Below are 24,864 nucleotides of genomic sequence, written 5' to 3' on the forward strand. Positions count from 1 at the left end.
ACGACTCATGAAGGAGTCCCCATGACCGAATCACTGCTCAAAACCCCACTCCATGCCCTGCACCTTGAACTGGGCGCACGCATGGTGCCGTTCGCCGGTTATGACATGCCGGTGCAATACCCCCTTGGCGTGCTCAAGGAGCACCAGCACACCCGCGCCCAGGCTGGATTGTTCGACGTTTCCCACATGGGCCAGATCCTGCTGACGGGCGACAGTACCGCCGCCGCGCTGGAAGGGCTCGTTCCGGTCGATATCGTAGGCCTGCCGGTAGGCATGCAGCGGTACGCCTTGTTCACCAACGAGCAGGGCGGCATTCTCGACGACCTCATGGTCGCGAACCTGGGCGATTGCCTGTATCTGGTCGTGAATGCCGCGTGCAAGCACCAGGATCTGGCGCATCTCAAAGAGCACATCGGCTCGCGCTGCCATGTCGAACCTCTGTTCGAAGAGCGGGCACTCCTTGCCTTGCAAGGACCGGCAGCCGTGGCCGTGCTGGCGCGACTGGCGCCGCAGGTGTCCGGCATGACGTTCATGAACATTGCCCGCGTCACGCTGCTGGATTACGACTGCATCGTCAGCCGCAGTGGGTATACCGGCGAAGACGGCTTCGAGATTTCCGTGCCGGTAGAAGGCGCCGAAGCACTGGCCCGAGCCCTGCTGGCCGAGCCGGAAGTACAAGCCATTGGCCTGGGCGCGCGTGACTCCCTGCGTCTGGAAGCAGGCCTGTGCCTGTACGGCCATGATATGGATACGCTGACGACTCCGGTTGAAGCCAGTCTGGTCTGGGCGCTATCCAAGCCGCGCCGTGCAGACGGTGCGAGGGCCGGTGGTTTTCCTGGCGCCGAGACCATCTTTGCCCAGCAACAGAATGGTGTGGCGCGTAAGCGTGTCGGTCTGCTGGTGCAGGAGCGGGTGCCGGTCCGTGAGGGTGCGGAACTGGTGGACGCAAACGGTGCGGTGATCGGAAGGGTGACCAGTGGCGGCTTTGGCCCAACCCTGGGTGCGCCGGTTGCGATGGGTTATGTCGACAGCGCCTATGCAGCTCTGGACACTGAGCTGTTTGCCATGGTGCGCAACAAGCCGGTTGCCGTTAAGGTCGCCAGGATGCCTTTCGTACCGCAGCGCTATTACCGAGGATAAGTCTTCCGGTTGTGGCGCTCAAAAAGACAGGTACAAAAAAGCCGTGCGCGGTCAAACCGGCACGGCTTTCTTACATCCATTGCTTCAGCGATTCAGCAGTTTACGACGGCCATCGGGCCAAACTTCCCACAACTGATCGTTGATCCGCTGGACCTGACTGGTCACGCGGTTGCGCTGTACATTGATAGCGGCCTGGATCGACTGGCTGACAGAACGATCGGCTTGCTGATAGCCCACCCCTTGCATGGCAGGCTGACCCAAAGTGTACTCTCTCATACGCATGTCCTGCTCGTTAAGGGATTGACCGGCGCGCATAGTACGCGCTGTCGCTAGAGACAGGCTAGAGAGGGATTTGCTCACACCACTGGTCAGAAGCGTGATCGGCAAAGCAAATCAGGCCTTATTAATTTGCTTCGCCATAGGTTTCCACCCTGAACAGGTACGCGACAGCAGCAACGATGACGCAAAACTACCCCTTATAGGAGCGCTGGGGCTGGGCTGGTAAGGGTACTGCGCTACGCTCAATTGCGGCAGGGCAATGATAAGCGCAGCGCAGAAAAGGTCGATCGGCTTATAGCTTGATCCAGGTCGCCTTGATCTCGGTGTACTTGTCAAAGGCATGCAACGACTTGTCCCGCCCATTGCCCGACTGCTTGAAGCCACCGAAGGGGGCTGTCATGTCACCACCATCATATTGGTTGACCCATACGCTGCCGGCCCGTAGCGCCTTGGCTGTCAGATGCGCCTTGGAGATGTCACGCGTCCAGACCGCCGCGGCCAATCCGTACTGGGTGTCGTTGGCGATCTTGATCGCTTCCTCAGCCGTGTCAAAGGTAATGACAGACAATACCGGTCCGAAGATTTCTTCCTGAGCGATCTTCATGGCATTGGAAACGCCATCAAAAATGGTCGGCTCAACGTAAACACCACCGGTTTCCTCCAGGGTGCGCTTGCCCCCAGCTACCAGCTGAGCACCGTCAGCGTGACCGGCTTCGATGTAGCCGAGCACGGTATTGAGCTGCTGCGTATCCACCAGGGCGCCGACATTGGTTTCCGGGTCCAGCGGGTGGCCCGGTTTCCAGGTTTTCAACGCCTCGATCACCAATGGCAAGAACTGATCCTTGATCGAGCGTTCGACCAGCAGGCGTGATCCGGCTGTACAGACTTCGCCCTGGTTGAAGGCGATGCCACTGGCTGCTGCCTTGGCGGCTTCCTCCAGGTCTGGTGCATCGGCAAACACGATGTTCGGGCTCTTGCCGCCTGCTTCCAGCCAGACGCGCTTCATGTTGGATTCGCCCGCGTAGACCATCAGCTGCTTGGCGGTGCGGGTCGACCCGGTGAATACAAGGGTGTCTACGTCCATGTGCAGGCCCAGCGCCTTGCCTACGGTATGACCATAGCCTGGCAGCACGTTGAGTACGCCCGCCGGAATGCCGGCCTCGATGGCCAGCTGGGCAATGCGGATAGCGGTCAGCGGGGACTTCTCGGAAGGTTTGAGCACGACCGAGTTACCGGTCGCCAGGGCCGGGCCGAGCTTCCAGCAGGCCATCATCAGCGGGAAATTCCACGGCACGATAGCGGCAACGACACCCACTGGCTCACGCGTGACGAGGCCCAGCTCGTCGTGGGCAGTGGCTGCGACTTCATCGTAGATCTTGTCGATGGCCTCGCCATTCCAGCGCAGGGCGCGGGCGGAGAGTGGAATGTCGATGTGATAGGAGTCGCTGATGGGCTTGCCCATATCCAGCGTTTCCAGAAGGCCAAGCTCTGCAGCGTGCTGCTCGAGCAGATCGGCGAAACGGATGATGATCGCTTTGCGCTTGACGGGTGCCATGCGCGACCAGACGCCGGATTCGAACGTGGCACGGGCGCTGGCAACTGCCCGGTCGGCATCGGCAACATCACAGCTTGCTACCTTGGCCAGAAAGCGGCCGTCGACGGGGCTGATGCAGTCAAAGGTCTCACCGGAGGCGGCATCACAGTATTCGCCCTGGATGAAGGCGCGGCCTTCAATGGTCAGGCTCTGGAAGCGCTGTTCCCATTCGGCGCGGGTTGGCGTGCTCATGCTGGTTTCCTCTCAAACAGGGTAGAAGAGGCGGTGGCCGTGAAGCCTGGCGCATCCGCAAAGCTGTCAGCCACCCTAAACCAGCCCAAGGGTGTTAGCAATATTTAACAAAGCCTTTGTTACAAGGCTGATATGTTCAAATTATTGAACACTTTTCGATCCTAGCGGGTGGCCTCCAGAGTGACCTCGAAGACCAGTGGCGAATAAGGCGGGATCAGATCTCCGGCACCTTCATCGCCATAGGCCTGTGACGAGGGCACCACGATGCGCCATTGCGAGCCAACCGGCATCTGGGTCAGGGCTGTGCGCCAGCCGGGAATGACGCTGGACAGCTTGAACCATTGAGGAGTCTGCTGTTCATCGAAAGTGCTGCCATCAGGCAGTTTACCGATATAGCGGACCTGCACCTGGCCATCGGCTTTGGGCTGCGGCCCGGTGCCCTGGCGGATAACGGTTACCAGCACGCCGCCTGGCAATTCCTTCACACCATAACGGGTCTTCTCATTGACCAGAAAGCGGGTTTCCGCCTGCTTGGCGGCTTCCACATTGCTGGATTCCTCCTGCTGGTCGATCGCTTCCTCATGTTGGGCCACCAGCTCATCGATCTTTTTCTGATCCAGTGCCAGCGGCTCGCCCTTGTAGGACTGGTTCAGGCCCTTGATCAGGTCGTCGATTTGCAAATCCGGCAGCTCGCTTTTCAAGCGGTTGCCGATTTCGGTCCCCAGGCTATAGGCCAGCTCGTCCTTGACCTTGTCCTCGGCGTGCGCCGCCAGAGGAAGGAGCAGACACAGGCTTAACAGCGAAAGGCGTAACATCTACAACATCCTCATGCATGAAGAGCGGCCTGGATAAGCGTATCCAGGGCGCCAGGTTCAGCCGTACCCGCCGGGCCAGCCAGTGCGGTCAGCCAGCCAGCCGGGTCAGGCTGGGAAGTAAGGGGCCAGCCTACACTGGCCTGCTCCAGTCGTGTAAGCAGTTCGTGCTCGGCGTCCAGCTCCAATTGTTTCAAGCGTTCACGCAGCGCGGCGAGTGCAGTATCGGTTTGCGCGGCTGGCTTCCAGTAAGTGCGTAGCACGCGCAGGGGCTCCACAACAGTCGACCGCCAGGGGGCCGCCATGATCTCCAATAGCCGCTGGCGCTCAATCATTGGTGCCACGCCTCGGTTGCCCAGCCAAGCGCCGGTCAGCAGCAGGCAGACATCTGCGCCGGCGCTCTGTAATGTCAGACAGGCCTGGGTGACATCGGGTCTGGCATACAGCGCAAGTGCATAGGGCCAGAGCATTTTTTCCATGATAAGAGTCCTGTAGGCAAGGCGGTCCTGTTGACGATGGGCATGACGGTCAGCGAAGAGTGCTTGCCAGCGGGCGCGAAACCGCCTTTACTCGCCAGTTTCCAAAGGCACCGGTGCTGTCCGGCTCGCCTCACCAGGTCAATAGGCTCTACACTCGCCGCCATGATTCGAATACATAACCTTACCTTACAACGTGGCCCACAGCGTTTGCTGGAAGGTGCCGAACTGACGCTGCACCCAGGCCAGAAGGCCGGTCTTGTGGGTGCCAACGGAGCGGGCAAGTCCAGTCTCTTCGCCCTGCTGCGGGGGCAGCTCGTGCCGGATGCCGGTGATTGCCAGCTACCGGCGGCCTGGCGAATTGCCCACATGCGCCAGGAAGTCGATACCCTCGATCGGCTGGCGGTCGACTATGTCCTGGATGGGGACATTCACCTGCGTGATATTCAGACCGGGCTGGTAGCGGCAGAAGCCGCGCATGACGGCAATGCTCTGGCGCGCCTGCATGCCGAGCTGGAAGCGGCCGATGGGTATACTGCGGACGCCCGAGCCCGCAAACTGCTGGCTGGGCTTGGTTTCATGCCGGAGCAGATGGAGCGCCGTGTAGGCGACTTCTCAGGCGGCTGGCGGATGCGTCTGAACCTTGCACAGGCACTGATGTGTCCTTCCGACCTGCTGCTGCTCGATGAGCCCACCAACCACCTTGATCTCGACGCCATCCTCTGGCTGGAAGACTGGCTCAAGGGCTATCCCGGTACGTTGCTGCTGATCTCCCACGACCGCGACTTCCTCGATGCCGTGGTCGATCAGATCGTTCACCTCGAACAGCAAAAGCTGACGCTTTACCGTGGCGGTTACTCTGCTTTCGAGCGTACCCGCGTCGAGCGGCTGGCCCAACAGCAGCAAGCGTACGAGAAGCAGCAGGCGCAGCGCGCGCACATGGAAAAATTCATTGCGCGCTTCAAGGCACAGGCCACCAAGGCACGCCAGGCCCAGAGCCGGATCAAGGCCCTGGAGCGGCTGGAAGAACTGGCGCCTGCCCATGTGGATTCGCCGTTCGATTTCAGTTTTCGTGAGTCCGACAAGCTGTCCAATCCGCTGCTGGACCTGAGCGAAGGCCGCCTCGGCTATGGCGACAAGACCATTCTGCACCCGGTCAAGCTGCAGCTGGCGCCCGGTGCCCGTATCGGCCTGCTGGGGCCGAACGGGGCGGGTAAGTCCACCCTGATCAAGACCCTGGCTGGCGAACTGCAACCGCTGGGCGGCCGCCTGACCTGCGGTGAGAATCTGGCCATCGGCTACTTTGCCCAGCATCAGCTGGACTCGCTTGACCCCAAGGCCAGCCCGCTGTTGCACCTGCAGCGTATCGCGCCGGGTGAGCGTGAGCAGACGCTACGGGATTTCCTCGGAGGATTCGACTTCCGTGGCAATCGCTGCGATGAGGCTGTCCTGAATTTTTCCGGTGGTGAAAAAGCGCGTCTGGCCCTGGCATTGATCGCCTGGCAAAAGCCCAACCTTCTGTTACTCGACGAACCGACCAACCACCTGGACCTTGATATGCGCCTGGCGCTGACCATGGCCCTGCAGGAGTTTTCCGGCGCGGTGTTGGTGGTCTCCCACGACCGTCATCTGCTCAAGAGCACGACGGATGAGTTTCTCTTGGTCGCCGATGGCCGCGTACAGGCTTTTGACGGCGACCTGGACGATTACGCCCGGTGGCTGGTGGAGTTTCGCGCCCGCCAGCAACCTGTGTCCGCCCCGGATGCCAATGCCGACAAGGTCGACAAGCGTGCCCAGCGCCAGGCGGCGGCTGCGCTGCGCCAGCAGCTCGCCCCGCTCAAGCGCGAGGCAGACAAGCTCGAAAAGGAGCTGGGCAAGGTCCAGGAAAAGCTGGCCACACTCGAAACACGTCTGGGCGACAGTGGTCTGTATGAAGCATCACGTAAAGAGGAGCTTCGAGTGGCCTTGGCGGAACAGGCACAACTGAAATCACGCGAGAGCGAACTGGAAGAAGGCTGGCTGGAAGCCCTCGAGCGGCTGGAAAGCCTGCAGCTGGAACTGGAGAACGCCTCGTGATCGAAGAACTTCATTCTCTTATTCCGGCAGGTTGGGAGCGCGGCGTCATTCTGGGCGTGCAGGTCCTGGCTATCCTGCTTGCCGGGTATATCCTGCAACGCTTCATCGCACGGGCCATTACCCGCATCGGCGAGCGTTACCACTTGCCGCCGCAATTCGTACTGGTCATGCGGGGCTTGCTGCGCTGGCTGATCATGGGCAGTGCACTGCTTATGGTTCTAGAGCGCTTCGGTGTGTCCGGCTCGGTGCTCTGGGCGGCACTTTCCGGCTTTATCGCGGTGGCTGCAGTTGCGTTCTTTGCTATCTGGAGCGTCCTGTCCAACCTGTTCTGTGCGCTGCTCATCTTTACGGTGGGGCCGTTTCGGCTGGGCGATCGGGTCGAGATCATCGATGCGGCGGACAAGCCCGGCGTGAAAGGACGTGTCGTGGCGATCAACATGCTGTATACCACGCTGGAAGACATGACCGAAGGCGTCAACAGCGAGGAAGCTGCGCTGTTGCAGATTCCCAATTCGCTGTTTTTCCAGAAGGCTGTTCGCCGCTGGCGTGGTACAGACGTACCCTTCACCTTCCTGGATCGCTGATAAAAGGAGTTCCCGATGGCGCTGCATACATGGCTGGCCTTTCTGCTGGCCTGCTGGGTGATCAGTCTTTCCCCTGGCGCAGGCGCCATTGCTTCCATGTCGGCGGGGTTGCGTCATGGTTTCTGGCATGGCTACTGGAACGCTATTGGCCTGCAGTTGGGGCTTGCTCTGCAGATTGCGATCGTGGCCGCCGGGGTAGGGGCTCTGCTCGCAACCTCGCAACTGGCGTTCGCGGTAATCAAATGGTTCGGCGTGCTGTACCTGGTCTACCTCGCCATCCGGCAGTGGAAAGCCGCACCCATGGACTTTTCCAACGCACCCAAACCCGGCGCTACCGCCAGCGCTTCTTCGCTAGTCTTTCGTGGTTTCCTGGTGAATGCCAGCAACCCCAAGGCCGTTGTGTTCATGCTGGCGGTATTGCCTCAGTTCATCAATCCCAGTCAGCCGTTGCTGGCTCAGTACCTGATCATTGGCGCTACCATGGTCACGGTCGACCTGATCGTTATGGCTGGCTATACCGGTCTTGCCGCCAGGGTGTTGCGCGTATTGCGCACGCCACGTCAGCAGCGGCTCACCAATCGCGTCTTCTCTGGATTATTCATGGGCGCTGCCGGGCTGCTGGCCACGGTTCGGCAAGCTGTCAGCTGAGTCTGCTACACCGCTAATCCTTTCATGCCAGCTGATCCGCTTGCCAGAGCGGTTTGGCTGAGCGCTCTCGCCTGTTGATATCTCGTTGCGCGCCCTTGCGCCAATCCCGTCTCCCGACGAAAACCTGAAAACAGCGACTCGGCAGGCTTGTAACAAAGCATTACAAGTAGAACACTATGGCTAATGCCATCCATTCTTGTTTGGAATCCGTTCATGTTTAAGCTGTACCGGCTGTTTGCTGTACTGTTGTTGCCCCTGCTTGCTTCACTCAGTCCGGCCGTGCAGGCCGAGCCCGAGGATGAGGCCGCCCACGCCTTGCATATCCTGGGCTACCTTGGCGCGGATTATCCCGCCACGGTGAGTAAGGGCGCCGTTATCAAGGAAGCGGAATACCGCGATCAGCTGGATCTCCTACATACCTTGCAAACCCTGATCGAAGGTCTGCCGGCGCGTCCTGAACGGACCGAGTTGGAGCAGGGCGTCACCCACCTGCGCGAGGCCATCACGAAAAAGGCCGACGGCGATGCGGTCGGACAGGAGGCGAGGGCGTTAGCCGCTCGACTGGCTCAGCTGTACCACGTGACGCAGGCGCCGGCCATTACTCCGGATCCAACCCGTGGCGCACCGCTTTACGCCCAGCAGTGCGGGGTCTGTCATGGTAATACCGGGGCGGGCGACGGGCCGGCCGGCATCGGTCTGGAACCCTCTCCCGGCGATCTGCGCGATCCGGCGCGAATGGATCACCTGAGCCTCTACGATATCTACAACACCGTCACGCGGGGCATCGACGGCACGGACATGCCTTCCTTTGCCAATCAACTCGATGAGCGTCAGCGCTGGGATGTGGCGTCTTATATTGCAAGCTTTAGTGCCGACCCGGCAAAAGCGGGTGCGGCCTCGTTCGATCTAGCGCAGCTGGCGGGCCGCACACCTGCCGAAGTGGCCGCCGCACAAGGGGATGAGGCTGCGGCCGCGTTCCGTGCCCAGCGTGCCAAGCCGCCTGTGCAGCAACGCGGCCCTGCCCAGCTGATCGATTACACCCGGGCAACCCTGGATAAAAGTCTGGCGGTCTATCGCGAAGGCGAACATGACCAGGCTTATGACCTGTCTGTGGCAGCCTATCTGGAAGGTTTCGAACTGGTGGAAAGCGCCCTGGATAACCTGGACGCGACCCTGCGCAAGGACACCGAAAAGGCGCTCATGGCTTATCGGCAGTCCTTACAGGATGGCCTTGCCGTGGAGGAAGCCCAGGCTCGCCTGGACATAGCCAAGACGAAACTGGCAGCAGCCAGCGACCTGTTGAGCGGTGGTGGCATGTCTACCTCGCTGAGCTTTTTCGCCAGCCTTCTGATTCTTGTCCGTGAAGGTCTGGAAGCCATTCTGGTATTGGCCGCTGTGCTGGCTTTCCTGCGTAAGACCGGCCAGCAGTCCGCCATCCGTAGCGTGAACATCGGCTGGGGCCTGGCCATGCTGGCTGGTGTCGCTACCTGGGCGGTGGCAGCGTATGCGCTCAATATCAGTGGTGCCCAGCGGGAATTGATGGAAGGCATTACCGGTCTGTTCGCCAGTGTGGTGCTGCTCTGGGTCGGTGTCTGGATGCATGACCGCCGCAACGCCGCCGCTTGGCAGGACTACATCAAGAACAGCCTCGTGGGTGGCGGTGGTCGTTTCGGCTTTGCCGTGCTGGCGTTCTTTTCGGTCTATCGCGAGCTGTTCGAAGTCATCCTGTTCTACGAGACCCTGTGGCTACAGGCCGGCCCGGCAGGTCATGCTGCCGTATTGGGCGGTGCAATTACTGCAGTTGTTCTACTCATCGGACTTGCCTGGATCATCCTGCGAGGCTCCATGCGTCTGCCGCTGGGCCTGTTCTTCAGCGCCAATGCCGTCCTGTTGTGTCTGTTGTCGGTAATTTTCGCCGGGCATGGCGTGGCAGCGCTGCAAGAAGCCGGTGTGATCGGCACCCGTCCGGTACCGTTCTTTGATTTCGACTGGCTGGGTATCCACGCCGATGCCTATACCTTGACCGCCCAGGGCATCGCGATCGTGGCCATTGCGCTACTCTATGCCCGCAGCCGCTATGCCGAACGCCGTCGTGAGGTGTCAGGCGGCTCTGTCGGAAACGCGTAAGAGGTTTACATGCATATCTGGATCGACGCGGACGCCTGTCCGCGGGCTGCCAAAGAGCTGGTCTTCAAGTTTGCCCTGAAGCGCAAGCTCAACGTGATCATGGTGGCGGGCCAGCCACAGATCAAACCGCCGTATGCCTGCGTGCGGTTGATTATTGTGGAAAGCGGGATGGATGCGGCAGACGATTACTTGGTCGAACAGGCCCAGCCGGGTGATCTGGTCATCTGCAGCGACGTGCCGCTGGCGGATCGGCTGGTGAAAAAGGGCGTGGATGCGCTCGACCCGCGCGGCAAGGAGTTCGATACCCGTAACATGGGCGAGCGTCTGGCGGTGCGTAACCTGATGACTGATCTGCGCGATCAGGGCCAGATGGGCGGTGGTCAGCCGCCCTATGGGGAAAAGGAAAAGCAGGCCTTTGCCAATTCGCTCGACCGCCTGCTTACCCGGTTGACCCGCTTGGCGTAGAGCTGGCTCAGGCTGGCTCTACGTTCTGCTCCTGGTCGGCTCTTGCCAGCCAGACCTGCAGCTGCGGCAATGATAGGGGCTTGCTGAAGAAATAACCCTGGATGAAGTCGCACTGGTTTTCCCTGAGGAAAGTCAGCTGCTCCAGGGTCTCCACACCTTCGGCCACAACTCTGAGCTGCAGTTTGTGCGCCATGGCAATAATCGCGGCAGTAATCTCCATATCGGTCTGCTGATTAGGAATATCACGCACAAACGAGCGATCGACCTTGAGCGTATCGACCTTGAACTTGCTTAGGTACGCCAGGGAGGAGTAGCCACTGCCAAAGTCATCGATCGAAACCTTTACGCCAAGCGCTCGAATTCGTTCTAACAACTCAATCGCCAGGTTGAGGTTATGCATCAGAGCATTTTCAGTCAGCTCGAGCGTCAGCGCCTCGGGCGGCAGGTCGGCCGCGCTGAGCGCTTCTTCCACCCGCTTGGGAAGCGTGCGGTCGGTGAGGTTCAGCGGCGAGCAGTTCACAGCGACCCGTAGATCACTATAACCTAGCTCCCGTAGGATTTTGAGGTCTCGACAGGCACGTCGCATGACCCAATGATCCAGCTCACCAATTTGCCCGCTCAACTCTGCTACATGGACAAAGCGGTCAGGCCTGATGGGACCAAGCGTCGGATGATTCCAGCGAACCAATGCCTCCAGGCTAGCGGTGGTCCGCGCATCACTGGTAACAATAGGCTGGTAATGTACTTCCAGCGTGCCTTCAGTAATGGCCTGACGCAGTTCCTGCTCCAAGTGAAGCGTTTCCTCCGCCTGGGTCTGCAATTCTGGAGCAAAATGCAGGAAGCGATTACGCCCGTTGCGCTTGCATTGCCCCAAGGCAAGGCCTGCATTGCGCAGCAGTTCATTGGCGGAACGGCCATCCTTGGGATAGTGGGCAATGCCGATGCTCAGCGTCATGCCTATCTGCTGTCCGCTCAGATTGAAAGGCGGACGGAGTTGCTCCAACAGCCGCATGGCAAGGTTTTCGCTGTGCTCAGGCTGTGCCTCAGGAGCTAGGACTAGAAACTCGTTACCCTGACGAGCGACGTGCACGGTGCTATCAAGCACGGCCGTGATGCGTTGGGCAACCTGGGTAAGCAGATCGTCGCCCACGTTGTAGCCCAGGCTGTCATTGATTCGCTTGAAGTGATCCAGATCCAGATTGAGCAGGGCAAGGCCTTCTTCAGGGGTGGCCTTGTTGATGATGCGCGCCAGCGTCTGGGTAAAGCTGTAATCATTCAGCAGCTGGGTAAGCGGATCGAGCAGCGTAACCTGACTCAGCGCCGTCGACATCTCTTCCAGGCGTACGCTCTGCTCATGAAAACGGTGTTCCAGACGAGTGGCTGTCAGGCCTGCACAGATCACGACCAAGGTCAGAAATGCAATGATGGTCCCTAAAAGCCCATGATGGGCATCATGGGCCATCATCATGACCGGCGTATCTTCCGGGACCACTAGCGTTAGTGCGGCCATGCCAGTGAAGTGCATAGACACGATCGCACCGCCCAGCAGCAGACTCCCCAGCATCATGAGCAGTTGAGTATGGCGACCGGCTTGGTTACGGACGTAAAACGCCATGATCAGTGCTGCCAGAGACGCCAGGATAGCCACCAGGATTGAGACCAGGAACAGGAGCGGGTTGTACACCTGGACACCAACGGAATTGATTGCGGACATTCCGGTGTAGTGCATGGCTGCAATGCCGCAGCCCGCTGCAACCGATGCTGCCAGGTACTCCCAGGTAGCGAGCCGCTCACGGCTGATAAGCCACATGACAACGCAGGACACGGCAACTGCGATGCCTAACGATAGCAACGTCATGCTGTAGCCGTACTGCATGCTGACCGGCGAGGCATAGGAAAGCATCGCAATGAAGTGCATTGACCAGATACCACTGCCCAGCGCCAAGCCGCCTACACCACACCAGAGCAGACGGTTCTTACTCAAGGCGGCCGACGAGGCGCGTCTGGCCATGTAAAGCGCGGTATAGCCAGCCGCTGTTGCCACCAGATAGGACAGCAGAACCAGAACGAAATGATGATGATCGGAGCCGACCGGTACGAAGCCGTCAGGCAGGGATGTGGCAAGCAACATGATTACAGACTCGAAAGGACATCCTACTGCATCGATATCTTCAATATCGCCACGGCAAGGCTACTGAATACGTTGGTAATGGCCTTATCGGCCGCCCGTCGGCCAAGCTTGAGGGTGACCGACAGGTGGAGGCGGGAAAAAGAAAGAAAAACTATTTTTTCGGAGCGCGTATCCGGCGCCACAGCCAGAGTACCACGCCTAGGACCAGCAGGGCGCCGAGCACCATCAGTTCGTAGCGCTTGAGATTGCCCAAGGCCCCTTCGAGCACTGCTCCAAAGTGATAGGCTGCCAATCCCAGGACAGTAGCCCAGACAATGGCGCCGATACCATTGAGCAGCAGGTAGCGCGCCGGAGGATAGCCCGACATGCCAATGGCCACCGGCATTACCGTTCTCAGGCCGTAGACGAAGCGAAAGCTGAGTACCCACAGATCGGGATGACGGCGAATATGATCCAGCGCCTTGTCTCCCATGGCTTCCCAGCGAGGCTTTCGCTTGAGTAGCTTGCGACCGTGACGGCGACCCAGGAAATACCACAGCTGGTCGCCTGCATAACTTCCCATGAAGGCCACCATGATGACCGTCTGGATGTTCATGTATTCGCGGAAGGCTAGAAAACCTGCCAGAACCAGAATGGTTTCACCCTCGAAGAACGTGCCGAGGAAGAGGGCGAAATAACCGAAATCATGGAGGAATTGTTGCAGCATCGTCACGACAACAGGGCGAAATGAAGGCGCAGCCTAACTCGGTTAGCCGCCGGAAGGAAGCTATCGCTTCGTCTAACCCTTTTTAAAAGCAGGGGATTTGCATAGCGATGTGCCAAGCCGAAGCTAGAGGTCGTCTGCCTTAAACAGGGTTGATAGACATGCCTTATTGTCATCAGTTGTTACCATTCGGTCATGATAGTGACTTATAACTCATCACAATGACTCTGCTTGAGTCCGGGAGTACACCGTGAGTTTCACTTCAGTAAGCCGTTCCTTTCCATTCACGCGGATGCGCCGCCAGCGCCGGGATGACTTTTCCCGCCGTTTGATGCGTGAGCACACGCTGACCGTAGACGACCTGATCCTGCCGGTGTTCGTGCTCGACGGCGAAAATCGCCGTGAAAGCGTGCCCTCCATGCCAGGCGTCGAGCGTCTATCCATCGATCTTCTACTGGAAGAAGCGGCTGAGCTTGTAGCATTAGGCATTCCTGCCGTCGCTCTGTTCCCCGTCACACCGCCTGAGAAGAAATCTCTCGATGGTGCCGAGGCTTACAACCCTGATGGTATCGCCCAGCGGGCCACGCGTGCGCTCCGTGAACATTTTCCAGAGCTGGGCGTGATTACTGACGTTGCGCTCGATCCGTTTACCACCCACGGACAGGATGGCATTCTCGATGAGAAGGGCTATGTGCTGAACGACATATCCGTCGAGGTGCTGGTCAGGCAGGCGCTGTCCCATGCGGCCGCCGGTGCCCAGGTCGTTGCGCCGTCGGACATGATGGATGGCCGAGTAGGTGCCATTCGCGCGGCCCTGGAAGACGCGGGTTATCACAACGTGCAGATCATGGCCTACTCGGCCAAGTATGCGAGTGCCTATTATGGGCCTTTCCGGGATGCGGTCGGCTCGGCTGCCAATCTGGGCAAAGGCAACAAGGCGACCTACCAGATGGATCCGGCCAACAGTGACGAAGCCTTGCAGGAGGTGGCGGGCGATCTGGCCGAGGGGGCCGATTCCGTCATGGTTAAGCCGGGCATGCCTTACCTGGACATTGTGCGCCGGGTGAAGGACGAGTTCCGCGTGCCGACCTTTGTGTATCAGGTCAGCGGTGAATACGCCATGCACATGGCCGCAATCCAGAACGGCTGGCTATCCGAGGCGGTGATTCTGGAATCTCTGCTCGCTTTCAAACGTGCCGGCGCTGATGGCATTCTGACTTACTTTGCCAAACGCGCTGCCCAACAATTACGTCAGGAGCGTTAACGCTCCCAAGGAGCTGCCATGAACAGCCAAGGACTCATTGATACTACTGCGCGCACCGAGGAGGCCGCATTGACCGACGCTACGCCCACCGTTGAAACCACGCCTGCGGTCGCGGTGCCAGAAGCACCGGCCGTGCCGGCCTTAAGTGTTGACGACAGTAGCCTGTATATTCACCGGGAACTGTCTCAGCTGCAATTCAACATCCGGGTGCTCGAACAGGCCCTCGATGAGTCCTATCCGCTGCTTGAGCGGCTCAAGTTCCTGCTGATCTTTTCCAGCAACCTGGACGAGTTTTTCGAGATTCGTGTCGCGGGTCTGAAAAAGCAGGTCGCCTTTGCCCGCGAGCAGGCCGGTGCCGACGGCTTGCTGCCGCATCAGGCCCTGGCCCGCATCAGCGACATCGTGCATGAGCAGGTGGCGCGCCAGTACACCATTCTCAACGATGTGCTGTTGCCGGAGCTGTCCAAACATCAGATCCGCTTCATTCGCCGCCGCAACTGGGACCTGAAGATCAAGGGCTGGGTGCGTAAGTTCTTCCGCGACGAGATCGCCCCAATTATCACGCCCATCGGGCTGGATCCGACACACCCGTTCCCGCTCCTGGTTAACAAGAGTCTCAACTTCATCGTTGAGCTGGAAGGGATGGACGCCTTTGGCCGCGACTCGGGTCTGGCCATTATTCCGGCGCCGCGTTCGCTGCCGCGTATCATCAGCGTGCCCGAAGAAATTGGCGGCCCGGGCGACAACTACGTTTTCCTATCTTCGATGATCCATGCTCATGCCGACGACCTGTTCCCCGGCATGAAGGTGAAGGGCTGCTTCCAGTTCCGTCTGACCCGTAACGCCGACCTGTCAGTGGACGCCGAAGATGTAGACGACCTGGCCCGCGCACTGCGAGGCGAGCTGTTCTCCCGCCGCTACGGGGATGCGGTACGCCTGGAGGTGGTCGAAAGCTGCCCGAAGAACCTTACGGACTATCTGCTCAAGCAGTTCAATCTGGCTGAAAGCGAGCTGTACAAGGTCAACGGCCCGGTCAACCTGACGCGCTTGTTCAGTGTGACGGGACTCGACAGCCACCCTGAGCTGCAGAACGCCCCGCTGACGCCCAGCATTCCCAAGCTACTCCAGAAGAAGGAAAACCTCTTCAACGTACTGGGCAAGATCGATGTGCTGCTGATGCACCCGTTCGAGTCCTTTACGCCTGTGGTTGACCTGCTGCGCCAGGCCGCCAAGGACCCCAGCGTTCTGGCCATCAAGCAGACCCTGTACCGCAGCGGCGCCAACTCGGAAATCGTCGATGCGTTGGTAGAAGCGGCGCGTAGCGGCAAGGAAGTGACGGCTGTCATCGAATTGCGGGCGCGTTTCGACGAGGAATCCAACCTGCAACTGGCGAGCCGTCTCCAGCAGGCAGGGGCCGTGGTGATCTATGGGGTGGTCGGCTTCAAGACTCACGCCAAGATGATGCTCATTCTGCGCCGTGAAAATGGTGAGTTGCGGCGTTATGCGCACCTGGGCACTGGTAACTACCATGCCGGCAACGCCAAGCTGTACACCGACTACAGCCTGCTGACGGCCGACATAGCCCTGACCGAAGACGTTCACAAGCTGTTCAACCAGTTGATCGGTATGGGCAAGACCCTGCGCATGAAAAAGCTCCTGCATGCGCCGTTTACGCTCAAGAAGAACCTGCTGGAAATGATCAACCGTGAGGCCGCTGCAGCCGCGGAGGGTCGCCCCGCGCACATTATGGCCAAGGTCAACGGTCTGACCGATCCCAAGGTTATCCGAGCGCTATACAAAGCAAGCCAGGCGGGTGTGAAAATCGATCTGGTCGTTCGCGGAATGTGCTGTCTGCGTCCGGGCGTACCGGGCGTGTCGCATAACATCCAGGTGCGTTCGATCATCGGCCGCTTCCTGGAGCACAGCCGGATCTACTACTTCCTCAATGGGGGAGATGAGCGCATGTACCTGTCCAGTGCGGACTGGATGGAGCGAAACCTCGACATGCGTGTGGAAACCTGCTTCCCAGTGGAAGGCAAAAAGCTCATTTCACGGGTCAAGAAGGATCTGGAAGCCTACCTCACTGACAACACCCAGAGCTGGGTGCTGCAGGAGGACGGGAGTTACCAGCGCATTTCGCCAACGGGCAACCAGAACCCGCGGACTGTGCAGGCGACTCTCATGGAGCGCCTGAGCAGTCCGGGTATCAACACACGGTAAGGGTATAGCCGATCCGCGTGAGCCACTGCGCTTCCTGTTCGAAGTCAGCCTGGGTCAGCGGATTCTGCTCCAGCCAGCCGACCGGGAAGCATACCGCGAGGCTGCGCGGACCTGCCTTGAGCGTCACGATGGGGCGCTCCTGGTTGCTGCGGATATGATGGAACAGAATGGCAAAGCGCAGCAGGATGCACAGGCGGATCAGGCTTTCGCCTTCTTCGTCACCCAGCTCGGCGAAGCGATCCCGCGGGATATTCCGGCGATGGCCGCGTACCAGAAGGGCCAGCATCTGCTGGTCGCGTCGGGAAAACCCAGGTAGATCGGAATGCTCGATCAGATAGGCGCCGTGCTTGTGATAGTGGTAGTGGGCAATGTCCAGCCCGATCTCATGCACGCGCGCTGCCCAGGTCAGCAGTTCCCGGTAGCAAGGATTGCTCAGGTTCCAGGCTTCGGTAACCTGTTCGAAGGCCTTCAGGGCACGGCGCTCGACCCGTTCGGCCTGACGCTTGTCCACGTGGTAGCGCTCTGCCAGGGCTGACAGCGTACGCTCCCGTACATCCTCGTGGTGCTGACGACCGATCATGTCATAGAGCACACCTTCACGCAGTGCGCCTTCGGACAGGTTCATCTCCTGCAGCTCCAGCGCCTTGAAGATCGCCTCCAAAATGGCGAGACCACCCGGCAGAATGGTGCGGCGGTCGGGCTTGACCCCTTCGATATCGAGCTTTTCGATGTCGCCCTGCTTGAAGATCTTGCGCTTGAGCCACTCGATGCCTTCGGCATTGACCTCACCCTTGCCGCGTCCAGCGGCCTGGATGGCCAGGGCCACGGCACGGATGGTGCCGGAGGCGCCTACGGCTTCCTGCCAGCCTTTTTCGCGCAGGCTCTGGTCGATGTTCATCAACTCCAGCCGGGCGGCCGTGTAGGCCTGGGCATAGCGGGACGGCGTAATCTTGCCGTCCGCGAAGAACCGCTTGGTATAACTGACGCAGCCCATCTGCAGGCTTTCGCGCTGATGGGTTTCAAAGCGCTGGCCGATAATGAACTCGGTGCTGCCACCACCGATATCAGTCACCAGGCGACGGCCTTCCATATCTGGCATGGTATGGGAAACGCCTAGGTAGATCAGGCGGGCTTCTTCACGGCCGGAGATGACTTCCACGGAATGCCCCAGTACCTGCTGGGCACGCATGATGAAGTCGCTGCGGTTCCTGGCCTCGCGAAGCGCGTTGGTGCCCACGATACGTACGGCGCCCAGCGGCAGGCCGGTGATCAACTGGGCAAAGCGGCGCAGGCATTCAAGCCCGCGTTCCATGGCTTCTTCGCTGAGCATCCGTGATTCGTCCAGCCCAGCGGCCAGCTGAATCTTTTCGCCCATACGTTCAAGGATACGAATTTCGCCATGGTCAGTCCGCGCCCGAACAATGTGAAAGCTATTGGAGCCAAGATCGATGGCAGCAATCAGGGGAAACGGTTCTGCGGATGAATGCGGCATGCTGACGGTCTCATACATAAACGTCGACAATCGTGCCACGATCGAAGAGGTCTGCCAAACCTCAACGTGCAGTCAGACTGTTTCAGTCGATGGGCTGTGGCCTGGATCAATGAACCGAACCGATGAACTGTGCCAGCTCCGGCGTTCCGGGTTAGCGAATATTTTCTTGGGATTGCCCAGTTCATGCACCTTGCCTCGATGCATGAACACCTGCACATCGCCCGCTTGGCGGGCAAAGCGCGTCTCATGAGGCATCATGATCAGTGTCATGCCATCCTGGACCCGCTGCTTCCTGCTAAAGATTCTTGCCTAGGCTGAAAATCACTTAATCAACCTTGCCTTGATCTTAAAAGGAATACGATTGGTGCTGGTTATTGGCTCCAGCACGAGTCTGGTATCCAGCTTCTCGGCACCCGCTGTGCCGTGTCGATGTTGAGACCATGCGGATGAGGCATGCTGCTCCGTTCTAGTGCGCAGCTTCACTGAGAAGGCAAAACAAGGCGTATTCGTACAGGCAGCCCGCTGATTTTCCGGCGGTCTGCCAAATGGTGTAATTGAGAGGCTTTAGCTGTCCCAATAAAGAGACTTAATGGCTTGTGCCTTCCTGTTAAGCGCTGGCAGGGCTATAGTGGTCGTTCTTTTTTTGTCGTTTCCGAATTCGGAGAAAGTCCATGAGCGAATACATCACCAACGTCAGCGATGCCAGCTTCGAGCAGGACGTGCTCAAGGCTGACGGTCCCGTGCTGGTCGACTACTGGGCCGAATGGTGTGGTCCCTGCAAAATGATTGCGCCGGTTCTGGATGAAATCGCCAAGGACTATCAGGGCAAGCTGAAGGTTTGCAAACTCAACATTGATGAAAACCAGGACACCCCGCCGAAGTATGGCGTACGCGGTATCCCGACGCTGATGCTGTTCAAGAACGGCTCCGTTGAAGCCACTAAGGTGGGTGCGTTGTCCAAATCCCAGCTGGCGGCATTCCTCGATAGCAATATCTGATTTTATTGCTCTCGATCAAAGGCCCTGCGTTTAGCGGGGCTTTTTGTTATTTAGCACTAGACGTCCTGTCTAGCAGGGTGCTACATTCGATCTCGCAACGACACAAACGCGTGTCGCCCTCTGCATGCCTTCGCCGATTCTCTTACTAGAATAACCAACGCGATTCTGTCGTTAGCCGCGGCGAGGCCTCTCAAGCCAAAAAGATTCTTACTCCCTCCTTTTCTCAGTTAGCAACGTCTATGAACCTTACCGAACTCAAGCAAAAGCCAATCACGGAACTGTTGGAAATGGCGGAAGCCATGGGCCTGGAAAACATGGCTCGCTCCCGCAAGCAGGACGTGATTTTCTCTCTGCTGAAAAAACACGCAAAAAGCGGTGAAGAGATTTCCGGTGATGGCGTGCTGGAGATTCTGCAGGATGGCTTCGGCTTCCTGCGTAGTGCGGACTCCTCCTACCTGGCCGGCCCCGACGATATCTACGTCTCTCCCAGTCAGATCCGCCGTTTCAATCTGCGCACCGGTGATACCATCATCGGCAAGATTCGCCCGCCGAAAGAAGGCGAGCGTTACTTCGCGCTGCTCAAGGTCGATACCATCAACTATGATCGACCCGAGAATGCGAAGAACAAGATCCTGTTCGAAAACCTGACGCCGCTGTTCCCCAACAAGCGCCTGACGATGGAAGCCGGTAATGGTTCCACCGAAGACCTCACCGGCCGAGTGATCGACCTGTGTGCGCCGATTGGCAAGGGCCAGCGTGGTCTGATCGTCGCTCCGCCGAAAGCGGGCAAGACGCTGATGCTGCAGAACATCGCCAGCAACATCACCCGTAACAACCCCGAGTGCCACCTGATCGTTCTGTTGATCGACGAGCGCCCGGAAGAAGTAACCGAAATGCAGCGTACCGTGCGCGGCGAAGTAGTGGCGTCCACCTTTGACGAGCCGCCAACCCGCCACGTACAGGTTGCTGAAATGGTAATCGAGAAGGCCAAGCGTCTGGTCGAGCACAAGAAAGACGTGGTAATCCTGTTGGACTCCATTACCCGTCTGGCACGTGCCTACAACACCGTGATCCCGAGCTCCGGCAAGGTACTGACCGGTGGTGTGGACGCCCATGCGCTCGAAAAGCCCAAGCGTTTCTTCGGTGCGGCACGTAACATCGAAGAAGGCGGTAGCCTGACCATTCTGGCAACAGCTCTGGTCGATACCGGCTCGAAGATGGACGAAGTCATCTACGAAGAATTCAAGGGCACCGGTAACATGGAGCTTCAGCTGGATCGCAAGATCTCCGAGAAGCGCGTATTCCCCGCCATCAACATCAACCGTTCCGGCACCCGCCGCGAAGAGTTGCTGACCGGTGAGGAAGAGCTGCAGCGCATCTGGATTCTGCGCAAGATCCTGCATCCGATGGAAGAGATCGGTGCCATCGAGTTCCTGCTCGACAAGTTGCGTCAGACCAAGACCAACGACGAGTTCTTCGACTCGATGAAGCGCAAGTAAGACTGAAAAGGCCGGGGTTTCCCGGCCTTTTTACATTCCGGGCAGGCTTTTCATTTTCGAAAAGGGGGCCAGGAGCGGTACACTTTCCGCTTCATTCTCTGCCGAGATACCTCCCGCTATGCAATACCGCGACCTTCGCGACTTCATCCGCGGCCTGGAACAGCGTGGCGAGCTGAAGCGCATCCAGACCCCCGTCTCGCCCAACCTCGAAATGACCGAAGTGTGTGACCGTACCTTGCGTCGCAAGGGGCCGGCTCTGCTGTTCGAAAATCCGACCGGATACGACATGCCTGTGCTAGGCAACCTGTTTGGCACACCTGAGCGGGTTGCGATGGGCATGGGTGCAGAAGATGTCGGTGAACTGCGCGAGATTGGCAAGCTGCTGGCATTTCTGAAGGAGCCGGAGCCGCCCAAGGGACTGAAGGATGCCTGGTCAAAGCTACCGATCTACAAGAAGGTCATCAGCATGGCGCCCAAGGTGATGAAGGACGCCCCTTGCCATGAGGTGATCGAAGAGGGCGAGGCGGTTGATCTGTCCCGCTTGCCGATCCAGCATTGCTGGCCGGGCGATGTCGGTCCGTTGATCACCTGGGGCCTGACCGTTACCAAAGGACCGAACAAGGAACGGCAGAACCTGGGTATCTACCGTCAGCAGGTCATTGGTCGCAACAAGGTCATCATGCGCTGGCTTAGCCATCGTGGCGGCGCCCTGGATTTTCGTGAATGGTGCGCCAAGTATCCAGGCAAGCCCTATCCCGTGGCGGTAGCCTTGGGTGCAGATCCGGCAACGATTCTGGGCGCTGTTACGCCGGTTCCGGATACGCTGTCCGAATATGCATTTGCTGGCCTTCTGCGTGGCAGCCGTACCGAGCTGGTGAAATGCATCGGCAGTGACCTGCAGGTACCGGCCAGCGCCGAGATCATTCTGGAAGGCTTCATCTATCCCGGCGAGATGGCTGATGAGGGGCCTTACGGTGACCATACCGGCTATTACAATGAAGTAGACCGCTTCCCAGTGTTTACCGTCGAGCGTATCACTCGCCGCCGTGACGCGATCTACCACAGTACCTATACCGGACGTCCACCGGATGAGCCGGCCATTCTTGGTGTGGCATTGAACGAAGTGTTCGTGCCGATCCTGCAAAAGCAATTTCCCGAGATCGTCGATTTCTACCTGCCGCCTGAAGGGTGCTCCTACCGCATGGCGGTAGTGACCATGAAAAAGCAGTACCCCGGCCATGCCAAGCGGGTGATGCTGGGCGTCTGGAGCTTCCTGCGCCAGTTCATGTACACCAAGTTCGTGATCGTGACCGATGATGACATCAACGCTCGGGACTGGAACGATGTGATCTGGGCTATCACGACCCGCATGGACCCCAAGCGAGACACCGTGATGATCGACAACACGCCTATCGACTATCTGGATTTCGCTTCGCCGATTTCGGGCCTGGGCTCGAAGATGGGGTTAGATGCCACCAACAAGTGGCCCGGAGAGACCAATCGGGAATGGGGGCGGGCTATCGTCAAGGACGAAGCCGTGGTCAAGCGGGTCGATGAGATCTGGTCCAGCCTGGGGATCGATTGATGGATACTGTTGGCCCGACGGGGATAAGTTGCGCACATTGTGCGTCGAACCCTATGCATACAGAGGAATTTGCAGGCATGGGATTCGTGCAGAGCTATCCCCAGACAACCACTTCCATTCACAAGGCGTCCTGAGATGAAGGTCACGTTACGTCCCTCTGGGGCGGTACTCGAGACGTTACCTGGCGAGCGTATCCTGGATGCGGCACGCAGGCTGGGGTATGAGTGTCCGCACAGCTGCCGCAACGGTAATTGCCATGTCTGTGCAGCCTTGTTGATCGAAGGGCGGGTCAGGCAGCAGAACGATGTCATCGACCACGGTGAGATTTTCGTCTGTCTGGCCGAGCCGCTCGAAACATGCGAGTTGCATTGGGATGGAGTATTGGCGCCGGGCGAGCTTCCAGTAGGCACCTTTGCCTGTCAGGTCCTGGCATGTGAGGATGTGGGCGGAGATGTACGCCGTGTCCGGCTGCTGGCTCCAGCAGGCAAGCCCCCGCGCTATCACGCTGGACAATACCTGATGCTTGAGCGGGACGATGGCAAGCAGTCGGCCTTTTCGCTGGCATCCGCACCGCATCAGGGGCGTGAGCTGGAGTTGCATATTCTGACGCGTGAAGAGAGCAGTCAGGCAATTATTCAGCAGCTTGAGCGAGAACGCATGGTGCGCGTCCAGCTGCCTTTTGGCGATGCGCATCTGGCCGATCTGCCTCCAGGTCCGCTTGTTCTGATCGCGGCCGGAACGGGAATGGCACAAATGCACAGCCTCATCGAGGATTGCCGTGCGCGCGGCTTCGATCAACCGCTGCACCTGTATTGGGGCGTGCGTCATCCCGATGACTTCTATGCATTACCCCATTGGGAAGAGTGGGAGCAGGACCCCCGTCTTCACTTGAACAAGGTAGTGAGTGACCTGTGTGGGTGGGAGGGACGTTGTGGCCTTCTGCATGAAGCGGTGCGAGAGGACTTCACCGATATGAAGTCACTCCACGTGTATGCCAGTGGGTCGCCTGCCATGGTTTATGCCACATTGGATGCGCTAGTCGAAGGTGGGATGGATCCTCACCAAATGCGGGCCGACGTGTTCGCCTACGCGCCAAGAGAGGCGCTGGGGTTGTAAGCCGGACCGATCCAGCCCGTAGCTGGATCGGTCCGCTACCTTAACTCAATACCGGGTTTTTATGGCGCAGCGTCAAGGCCAGGAACACAATGGCCAATACGCATGACGCGACCAGCAGCATGAAGCCGCCGTCCCAGCCGTACAGGTCCACTGTGTAGCCAACCAGTGCGTTGGCGGCTACCGAGCCCCCCAGGTAGCCGAACAGGCCGGTAAAGCCGGCAGCTGTCCCGGCGGCTTTCTTGGGCACCAGCTCCAGGGCCTGCAAACCGATCAGCATCACCGGGCCGTAGATCAAAAAGCCAATGGCGATCAGTGCGAACATATCGACCATGGGATTACCTGGCGGGTTGAGCCAGTAAACCACGGTGCCGACTGCCACCAGAGCCATGAACACTACACCGGTGGCGCCACGATTGCCCTTGAACAGTTTGTCCGATAGCCAGCCGCACAGCAGCGTGCCGGGAATACCGGCCCACTCATACAGAAAGTATGCCCAGGATGATTTGTCCACCGTGAAATGCTTGGCTTCCTTCAGGTAGGTAGGCGCCCAATCCAGCACGCCGTAACGCAGCAGATAGACGAATACGTTGGCCAGTGCGATGTACCAGAGCATGCGGTTTTTCAGCACGTATTTGACAAAGATTTCCTTTGTACTGAATTCGCGTTCATGGCTCTCGTCGTAGCCTTCCGGGTAGTCCTGCTTGTATTCCTCGATAGGTGGCAACCCACAGGACTGCGGCGTATCGCGCATGGTCAGGAACGCGAAGACTGCAACACCCAGCGCTACGGCCGCCGGAACGTAGAAGGCTGAGTGCCAATCGTTGAACCAGCCGAGCCCCAGCAGAAACAGCGGGCCAATCAGACCACCGCCTACGTTATGGGCAACGTTCCAGACCGAGACCACGCCACCGCGTTCCTTCTGGGACCACCAATGCACCATGGTTCGCCCGCTGGGTGGCCAGCCCATCCCTTGCGCCCAACCATTGATGAACAGCAGGATGAACATGATGGTCACGCTTGAGGTTGCCCAATGTGCGAAACCGAAAATGAACATCACACCCGCCGAGACCAGCAGGCCGAAGGGCAGAAAGTAGCGGGGATTCGAGCGGTCGGACACCATGCCCATGAGGAATTTGGAAAGACCATAGGCGATGGCAACGGCCGATAACGCAATACCCAGCTCTCCTCGGCTGTAGCCTTCCTCTACCAGGTAGGGCATCGCCAGAGAAAAGTTTTTGCGCAGAAGGTAATACCCGGCATAACCGATGAAGATACCGGCAAAGATCTGCCAGCGCAGGCGTTTGTAAGCAGGATCGATGCGATCGGAAGGCAGGCGCGCCGTATGCGGGGCCGGACGAAAAATACCAAGCATTTGAGCTCCGAAGATCGTTGTTTTTATGAGAAGAGACGTGCAGGGCAAATATTACAGTTTCATTTCAGAAAAATGACCGATACCGCTGTGC

The 24,864-nt window shown here is 58.8% G+C and carries 20 protein-coding genes and 1 pseudogene; 12 read left to right on the forward strand and 9 right to left on the reverse strand.

The window, feature by feature from the left end; genetic code table 11:
• Positions 1-21 precede the first annotated feature (21 nt).
• Positions 22-1,140: a glycine cleavage system aminomethyltransferase GcvT gene (gene gcvT, locus PLU01S_RS02130; protein ID WP_074821526.1), complete on the forward strand. Its 1,119-nt coding sequence runs from the start codon at positions 22-24 to the stop codon at positions 1,138-1,140.
• A gap of 84 nt (positions 1,141-1,224) precedes the next feature.
• Here gcvT and PLU01S_RS02135 read toward each other — a convergent pair whose 3' ends face one another.
• The 4 genes from PLU01S_RS02135 to PLU01S_RS02150 form a co-directional block, all read right to left on the reverse strand.
• The gene (locus PLU01S_RS02135; RefSeq protein WP_074821529.1) at positions 1,225-1,416 is read right to left on the reverse strand and encodes a hypothetical protein; all 192 of its coding nucleotides are present in this window, start codon (positions 1,414-1,416) and stop codon (positions 1,225-1,227) included.
• Positions 1,417-1,711: 295 nt separating this feature from the next.
• Positions 1,712-3,205 (reverse strand): aldehyde dehydrogenase, encoded by a 1,494-nt coding sequence (locus PLU01S_RS02140; RefSeq protein ID WP_073450043.1) that lies wholly within the window; start codon positions 3,203-3,205, stop codon positions 1,712-1,714.
• A 161-nt stretch (positions 3,206-3,366) separates the two neighbouring features.
• Positions 3,367-4,020: an FKBP-type peptidyl-prolyl cis-trans isomerase gene (locus PLU01S_RS02145; RefSeq protein ID WP_074821532.1), complete on the reverse strand. Its 654-nt coding sequence runs from the start codon at positions 4,018-4,020 to the stop codon at positions 3,367-3,369.
• An 11-nt stretch (positions 4,021-4,031) separates the two neighbouring features.
• On the reverse strand, positions 4,032-4,496 hold the full coding sequence (locus PLU01S_RS02150; protein WP_074821535.1) for a TIGR02444 family protein: 465 nt from the start codon (positions 4,494-4,496) through the stop codon (positions 4,032-4,034).
• Between the two features lie 162 nt (positions 4,497-4,658).
• Here PLU01S_RS02150 and PLU01S_RS02155 point away from each other — a divergent pair, with 162 nt between their 5' ends.
• The 5 genes from PLU01S_RS02155 to PLU01S_RS02175 all read left to right on the forward strand — a co-directional run bounded on the left by PLU01S_RS02155 (position 4,659) and on the right by PLU01S_RS02175 (position 10,393).
• Complete coding sequence (locus PLU01S_RS02155; protein ID WP_074821538.1) at positions 4,659-6,569, forward strand: ATP-binding cassette domain-containing protein; 1,911 nt, start codon at positions 4,659-4,661, stop codon at positions 6,567-6,569.
• Entirely contained in the window at positions 6,569-7,153 is a 585-nt protein-coding gene (locus tag PLU01S_RS02160) for a mechanosensitive ion channel family protein (RefSeq protein ID WP_233432108.1), read from the forward strand. The genes PLU01S_RS02155 and PLU01S_RS02160 overlap by 1 nt, the downstream gene beginning before the upstream one ends.
• A gap of 15 nt (positions 7,154-7,168) precedes the next feature.
• On the forward strand, positions 7,169-7,801 hold the full coding sequence (gene rhtB, locus PLU01S_RS02165; RefSeq protein ID WP_010796685.1) for a homoserine/homoserine lactone efflux protein: 633 nt from the start codon (positions 7,169-7,171) through the stop codon (positions 7,799-7,801).
• 213 nt (positions 7,802-8,014) lie between these two features.
• Positions 8,015-9,928, forward strand: coding sequence for an FTR1 family protein (locus tag PLU01S_RS02170; RefSeq protein WP_074821541.1), 1,914 nt, complete (start codon positions 8,015-8,017; stop codon positions 9,926-9,928).
• Positions 9,929-9,937: 9 nt separating this feature from the next.
• Positions 9,938-10,393 carry a YaiI/YqxD family protein gene (locus PLU01S_RS02175; protein WP_074821543.1) on the forward strand — a complete coding sequence of 152 codons (456 nt, stop codon included), beginning with the start codon at positions 9,938-9,940 and terminating at the stop codon, positions 10,391-10,393.
• Between the two features lie 7 nt (positions 10,394-10,400).
• Here PLU01S_RS02175 and PLU01S_RS02180 read toward each other — a convergent pair whose 3' ends face one another.
• Positions 10,401-12,524, reverse strand: coding sequence for a putative bifunctional diguanylate cyclase/phosphodiesterase (locus PLU01S_RS02180; protein ID WP_074821545.1), 2,124 nt, complete (start codon positions 12,522-12,524; stop codon positions 10,401-10,403).
• Between the two features lie 151 nt (positions 12,525-12,675).
• Entirely contained in the window at positions 12,676-13,230 is a 555-nt protein-coding gene (locus PLU01S_RS02185; RefSeq protein ID WP_010796689.1) for a DedA family protein, read from the reverse strand.
• Between the two features lie 247 nt (positions 13,231-13,477).
• On the opposite strand from PLU01S_RS02185, the gene hemB reads away from it, so the two are divergent.
• The gene (gene hemB / locus PLU01S_RS02190; RefSeq protein ID WP_074821548.1) at positions 13,478-14,491 is read left to right on the forward strand and encodes a porphobilinogen synthase; all 1,014 of its coding nucleotides are present in this window, start codon (positions 13,478-13,480) and stop codon (positions 14,489-14,491) included.
• Positions 14,492-14,509: 18 nt separating this feature from the next.
• Positions 14,510-16,711: a polyphosphate kinase 1 gene (gene ppk1, locus PLU01S_RS02195; protein ID WP_010796691.1), complete on the forward strand. Its 2,202-nt coding sequence runs from the start codon at positions 14,510-14,512 to the stop codon at positions 16,709-16,711.
• On the opposite strand, the gene ppx is transcribed toward ppk1, so the two are convergent.
• Both ppx and PLU01S_RS25315 read right to left on the reverse strand, forming a co-directional pair.
• The gene (gene ppx / locus PLU01S_RS02200; protein WP_074821752.1) at positions 16,698-18,203 is read right to left on the reverse strand and encodes an exopolyphosphatase; all 1,506 of its coding nucleotides are present in this window, start codon (positions 18,201-18,203) and stop codon (positions 16,698-16,700) included. The genes ppk1 and ppx overlap by 14 nt on opposite strands.
• Positions 18,204-18,309: 106 nt before the next feature.
• Positions 18,310-18,494 (reverse strand): annotated as a pseudogene (locus PLU01S_RS25315) (amino acid ABC transporter ATP-binding protein); the annotation flags it as partial.
• A gap of 380 nt (positions 18,495-18,874) precedes the next feature.
• Between PLU01S_RS25315 and trxA the strand changes: the two are divergent.
• The 4 genes from trxA to PLU01S_RS02220 all read left to right on the forward strand — a co-directional run bounded on the left by trxA (position 18,875) and on the right by PLU01S_RS02220 (position 23,401).
• The gene (gene trxA, locus PLU01S_RS02205) at positions 18,875-19,201 is read left to right on the forward strand and encodes a thioredoxin TrxA (protein WP_010796694.1); all 327 of its coding nucleotides are present in this window, start codon (positions 18,875-18,877) and stop codon (positions 19,199-19,201) included.
• Positions 19,202-19,440: 239 nt separating this feature from the next.
• Positions 19,441-20,700, forward strand: a complete 1,260-nt coding sequence (gene rho, locus PLU01S_RS02210; protein WP_010796695.1) for a transcription termination factor Rho — start codon at positions 19,441-19,443, stop codon at positions 20,698-20,700.
• Between the two features lie 118 nt (positions 20,701-20,818).
• Positions 20,819-22,285 (forward strand): 4-hydroxy-3-polyprenylbenzoate decarboxylase, encoded by a 1,467-nt coding sequence (gene ubiD / locus PLU01S_RS02215; protein ID WP_010796696.1) that lies wholly within the window; start codon positions 20,819-20,821, stop codon positions 22,283-22,285.
• 135 nt (positions 22,286-22,420) lie between these two features.
• Complete coding sequence (locus tag PLU01S_RS02220; RefSeq protein WP_074821551.1) at positions 22,421-23,401, forward strand: CDP-6-deoxy-delta-3,4-glucoseen reductase; 981 nt, start codon at positions 22,421-22,423, stop codon at positions 23,399-23,401.
• A 40-nt stretch (positions 23,402-23,441) separates the two neighbouring features.
• Here PLU01S_RS02220 and glpT read toward each other — a convergent pair whose 3' ends face one another.
• The gene (gene glpT, locus PLU01S_RS02225; RefSeq protein ID WP_074821554.1) at positions 23,442-24,773 is read right to left on the reverse strand and encodes a glycerol-3-phosphate transporter; all 1,332 of its coding nucleotides are present in this window, start codon (positions 24,771-24,773) and stop codon (positions 23,442-23,444) included.
• Between the last annotated feature and the right edge of the window lie 91 nt (positions 24,774-24,864).

It is taken from the genome of Pseudomonas luteola NBRC 103146, from assembly GCF_002091675.1.
Lineage (GTDB): Bacteria > Pseudomonadota > Gammaproteobacteria > Pseudomonadales > Pseudomonadaceae > Chryseomonas > Chryseomonas luteola.